Consider the following 3,938-nt stretch of genomic DNA (forward strand, 5'->3'; position numbering starts at 1 on the left):
GACGGGCACGTTGTGCTCCTGGAAAAAGTGGGACATATCTCGTGAGCCGATTGTATCAGCAGGTTGCACACTATGGGCTGGCTGAATACCGCGGGGTAAGATCGAAAAGTTCGATACTTAGGCCAGGCAGGCCCGGCCTCAATGCGGTTTGCTATCTGCAGTGAACGGATACGGTTGCCGCCAGTGCTCGAAAATCGGCTTCAGCTCGCCACTGCGTACCAGCTCGGCCATGCGCTTGTCGAACAGGTCGCGCAGGGCCTTGGCCTGGTCGTTGCGGGCAAAGGCCAGGTACAGCGGCAGCTCGGCCACGTGGGTGCGGCGAAAGCGTTCGGGCTGCGATGACTGGTTCAGTACGTAATCGACTTCAGTCTGGGAATCGATATAGAAGTCCACACGGTCATGCTCCAGCATCGGCAGAATGCCTTCGCGGCGCTGGATTTCACGGAACTCATGCACATCGGGCAAGTAGCTGCCGTAGTCGTAGCCACGTACCCAGGCCAAGCGGTACTTGCCCACATTCTGCGACGTGGGCACAGGCTTGCTGGCCAGCCCCAGCGCATAGATATGATCCATATCGAAGTGCCAGCGCGGGTACAGGTTGTCGTCGTTCTCTTCCTTGTAGGAGCCGACCCAGGCATCCGCCTCGCCACGTTTCACCAGCCCGACCGCGCGGCTGTAGGGTGCGCTTTGGGTCACCACCTTGACCCCGGCCGGCTCGAACACTTTGCGCAGAACGTCCCAGGCAACGCCGGTACCGTCAGCATTGGTGTAGTCGATCCACTCCTCGCTGACCAGCTGGATCTGCTTTGGCAGGCCTTCGGCAGCCACCGCCCACGGGGCGACACTCAGCAGCATCGCCAGCAGCACAACCCTCATGGCCATTCACGCGCTCCCTGTTTCAGGCAACCGCCCATACCAGAACCTGCATGCCCAGCCAGGCGAACACACCGGCCAGGATATCGTCGAGCATGATGCCGACGCCCCCGTGCACATGGCGGTCGATCCAGCGGATGGGCCACGGCTTGAGGATGTCGAAGAAACGGAACATCAGGAATCCTGCCAGCAGCCACTGCCAGCCTTCCGGCACCAGCCAGAGGGTGATCCACATGCCAACGATTTCATCCCAGACAATGCCTTCATGATCGTGCACACGCAAGTCATTGGCGACCTTGCCGCACAGCCAGATGCCGAACAGCATGCTGATGCCCAGCAACAGCCAGTAGCCCCAGTCGGGCAGCATCTGCCACAGGGGGATGAACGGTATGGCCACCAGCGAGCCCCAGGTACCCGGTGCCTTGGGCAAGGTGCCGGAACCAAAGCCGAACGCGATGAAGTGCCATGGGTTGCGCCAGACCGAAGGCGGAACGAACTCCGCAGGCACCTGGTTGGGGTGATCGGTCACGGTGTCTCCCTAAAGTGTTGATAGCCCCGCTGGGCGGGGGTGATGTCCTGGCCCTGTGCGTCGCGCAGGGTCACACCGCGACCTTGCAGCACACGACCAATGGTGTGTACCTCGATGAAGCCAAGCTCGGCCAGGGGCGGCAGTGCTGCAGGCGGCAAGGTGAAGGCCAGTACGTAATCATCGCCACCAGTGAGTGCTGCCTGCAGTGCCGCCTCGTGGCCGAGGAATGCCTGCAAGGCAGGAGACACTGGCACCTGGGCCAGGTTCACCTCAAGTGCCACCCCGGACGCCTTGGCGATATGCCCGCAATCGGCTAGCAGGCCATCGGAGACGTCGAGCGCCGCCGTGGCCCTGCCCCGCAGCCATGTACCCAAGGTGAGCTGCGGCATCGGCGACCAGTAATGGGCCAGCAGCGGCTCGGCCAGCTCGGCAGGCGCCTGGCGCTCGCCCAGTACCAGCGGCAAGGCACCGGCGGCCTTGCCCAGGGTGCCGCCAACACACAGCAAGTCGCCTGGCCGCGCACCGCTGCGGCGCAACGCCTGGCCAGCCGGCACCCGGCCGAACACGGTCACGGTGATGCTCAATGGGCCACGGGTGGTGTCGCCGCCGATCAGGCTCATGCGGCAGCGGTGCGCCATGCGGCTCAGGCCGTTGGCGTAGGCTGCAAGCCAGTCCGGGCCAACGCTTGGCAGGGTCAGGGCAAGGGTGAAGCCGATCGGGGTCGCGCCCATGGCAGCCAGGTCACTGGCCGCCACGGCCAGCGACCGCTGGCCCAGCAATTGTGGGTCGCACACGGCAGGGAAATGCACCCCGGCCACCAGCGTGTCGGTCGACACCGCCATTTGTTCACCAGGGGGAAGATCGAGCAAGGCGCAATCGTCGCCAATCCCCAGGGCCACGCCTTCGCCGCCTTGCGCACAGGGCGCGGCAGCGAAGTAATGGTTGATCAGCTCGAATTCACCCATGGCCAGGCAGCGCCGGGATCAGCGCTTGTTCGCCTTGACTTCTGCTTCACGCAGGGACGGGGCAAGCTTGTCGAGTACACCGTTGACGAACTTGTGACCGTCGGTAGCACCGAAGACCTTGGCCAGCTCCACGCCTTCGTTGATGACCACACGGTACGGTACATCGACGCGCTTGATCAGCTCCCAGGTGGACAGGCGCAGCACGGCCAGTTCCACAGGGTCGAGCTCGTCCAGGGCAATGGTCATGCACGGGGCCAGTGCTTTGTCGATTTCGTCCTTGATTGCCGGGACCCCATGCAGGATCTCGCGGAAGTAGGCACCGTCGACATCGGTGAAATCGTTATCCACCCGGAACTGCGCTTCGACCTCGTTCAGCGAATGCTGGGCCATGTGCCACTGATAGAGGGCCTGGGTCGCAAGCTTGCGGGCTTCGCGACGCTTGGCGCTCTTGGAGGGCTTGCCGGCATCCGCAGGTTTTGGATCGCGCGGGTTGAAACGATCGCTTTCGTCGCTAATCACTTGGCCTCCAACTGCGCCAGCAGGCTGACCATTTCCAGAGCGGACAGGGCAGCTTCAGCACCTTTGTTGCCAGCCTTGGTGCCGGAACGCTCGATGGCCTGCTCGATGGAATCGACGGTCAGTACGCCGAAGGCCACCGGAACACCGAACTCCATGGACACCTGGGCCAGGCCCTTGGTGCATTCGCCCGCCACGTATTCGAAGTGCGGGGTACCGCCACGGATCACGGCGCCCAGGGCGATGATCGCGTCATAGGCGCCTTGCTGGGCGACCTTCTGTGCCACCAGCGGAATTTCGAATGCACCCGGGGCACGGATGATGGTGATGTCGTTTTCGCTGACACCGTGGCGAACCAGGGCGTCAACGGCACCGCTTACCAGGCTTTCGACAACGAAGCTGTTGAAGCGGCCAACCACCAAAGCATAGCGACCTTTGGGGGCGATGAAGGTACCTTCGATGGTCTTCAGGGTCATTCCGATATTCTCATATTCAAGAGCGAGGCCGCTTGCAAGCGGCCTCCACAGGGGTCTGGACTCGAGCTGGGGGCGTCATTGCCGCCTCAAGTCACTCGGAGGGCACGTATTCTACAACTTCCAGATCGAATCCGGATATCGCGTTGAACTTCATTGGCGAACTCATCAGGCGCATCTTGCGCACCCCGAGGTCGCGCAGGATCTGCGAGCCAGCACCCACGGTGCTGTAGGTGGTCGGTGCCTTGGCCGGTAGGTCGCCGGCGCTTTCGCGGATGTGCGCCAACAGCACGTCGCCGTCCAGCGGGTGGCCCAGCAGCAGGACCACGCCGCTGCCGGCTTCGGCCACGGCCGCCATGGCCGCGCGCAGGCTCCAACGGCCCGGTTGCTTGACCAGCAGCAGGTCGCGCAGCGGGTCCATGTTGTGTACCCGCACCAGGGTCGGCTCTTCGGCGCAGATCTTGCCCAGGGTCAGGGCCATGTGCACGTCGCCTTCCACCGCATCGCGGTAGGTGACCAGGTTGAACTCACCCAGCTCGCTCTCTACCGGTTGCTCGGACACCCGTTGCACGGTGCGCTCGT

Annotated in this window: 5 protein-coding genes and 1 pseudogene; all 6 read right to left on the minus strand. The window is 63.4% G+C overall.

Going from position 1 to position 3,938, the window contains the following annotated elements:
• Window positions 1-138: 138 nt before the first annotated feature.
• Complete coding sequence (locus APH30_RS26345; protein ID WP_054904996.1) at window positions 139-882, minus strand: ABC transporter substrate-binding protein; 744 nt, start codon at window positions 880-882, stop codon at window positions 139-141.
• A 16-nt stretch (window positions 883-898) separates the two neighbouring features.
• Window positions 899-1,402 carry a phosphatidylglycerophosphatase A gene (locus APH30_RS26350; protein WP_009685716.1) on the minus strand — a complete coding sequence of 168 codons (504 nt, stop codon included), beginning with the start codon at window positions 1,400-1,402 and terminating at the stop codon, window positions 899-901.
• The gene (gene thiL / locus APH30_RS26355) at window positions 1,399-2,367 is read right to left on the minus strand and encodes a thiamine-phosphate kinase (RefSeq protein WP_054914176.1); all 969 of its coding nucleotides are present in this window, start codon (window positions 2,365-2,367) and stop codon (window positions 1,399-1,401) included. The genes APH30_RS26350 and thiL overlap by 4 nt, the downstream gene beginning before the upstream one ends.
• 18 nt (window positions 2,368-2,385) lie before the next feature.
• Window positions 2,386-2,886 (minus strand): transcription antitermination factor NusB, encoded by a 501-nt coding sequence (nusB, locus tag APH30_RS26360; protein WP_054914177.1) that lies wholly within the window; start codon window positions 2,884-2,886, stop codon window positions 2,386-2,388.
• Window positions 2,883-3,359 (minus strand): 6,7-dimethyl-8-ribityllumazine synthase, encoded by a 477-nt coding sequence (gene ribE / locus APH30_RS26365; RefSeq protein ID WP_023534949.1) that lies wholly within the window; start codon window positions 3,357-3,359, stop codon window positions 2,883-2,885. The genes nusB and ribE overlap by 4 nt, the downstream gene beginning before the upstream one ends.
• A gap of 91 nt (window positions 3,360-3,450) precedes the next feature.
• Window positions 3,451-3,938 (minus strand): annotated as a pseudogene (locus APH30_RS26370) (bifunctional 3,4-dihydroxy-2-butanone-4-phosphate synthase/GTP cyclohydrolase II); the annotation flags it as partial.

The organism is Pseudomonas sp. NBRC 111127 (genome assembly GCF_001320345.1).
Taxonomy (GTDB): domain Bacteria; phylum Pseudomonadota; class Gammaproteobacteria; order Pseudomonadales; family Pseudomonadaceae; genus Aquipseudomonas; species Aquipseudomonas juntendi.

Excerpts from the sequence above, each read along its gene's own strand:
- thiL (WP_054914176.1), bottom strand. The coding sequence starts at position 2,367 with ATGGGTGAATTCGAGCTGATCAACCATTACTTCGCTGCCGCGCCCTGT.
- ribE (WP_023534949.1), bottom strand. The coding sequence starts at position 3,359 with ATGACCCTGAAGACCATCGAAGGTACCTTCATCGCCCCCAAAGGTCGC.
- APH30_RS26345 (WP_054904996.1), bottom strand. The coding sequence starts at position 882 with ATGGCCATGAGGGTTGTGCTGCTGGCGATGCTGCTGAGTGTCGCCCCG.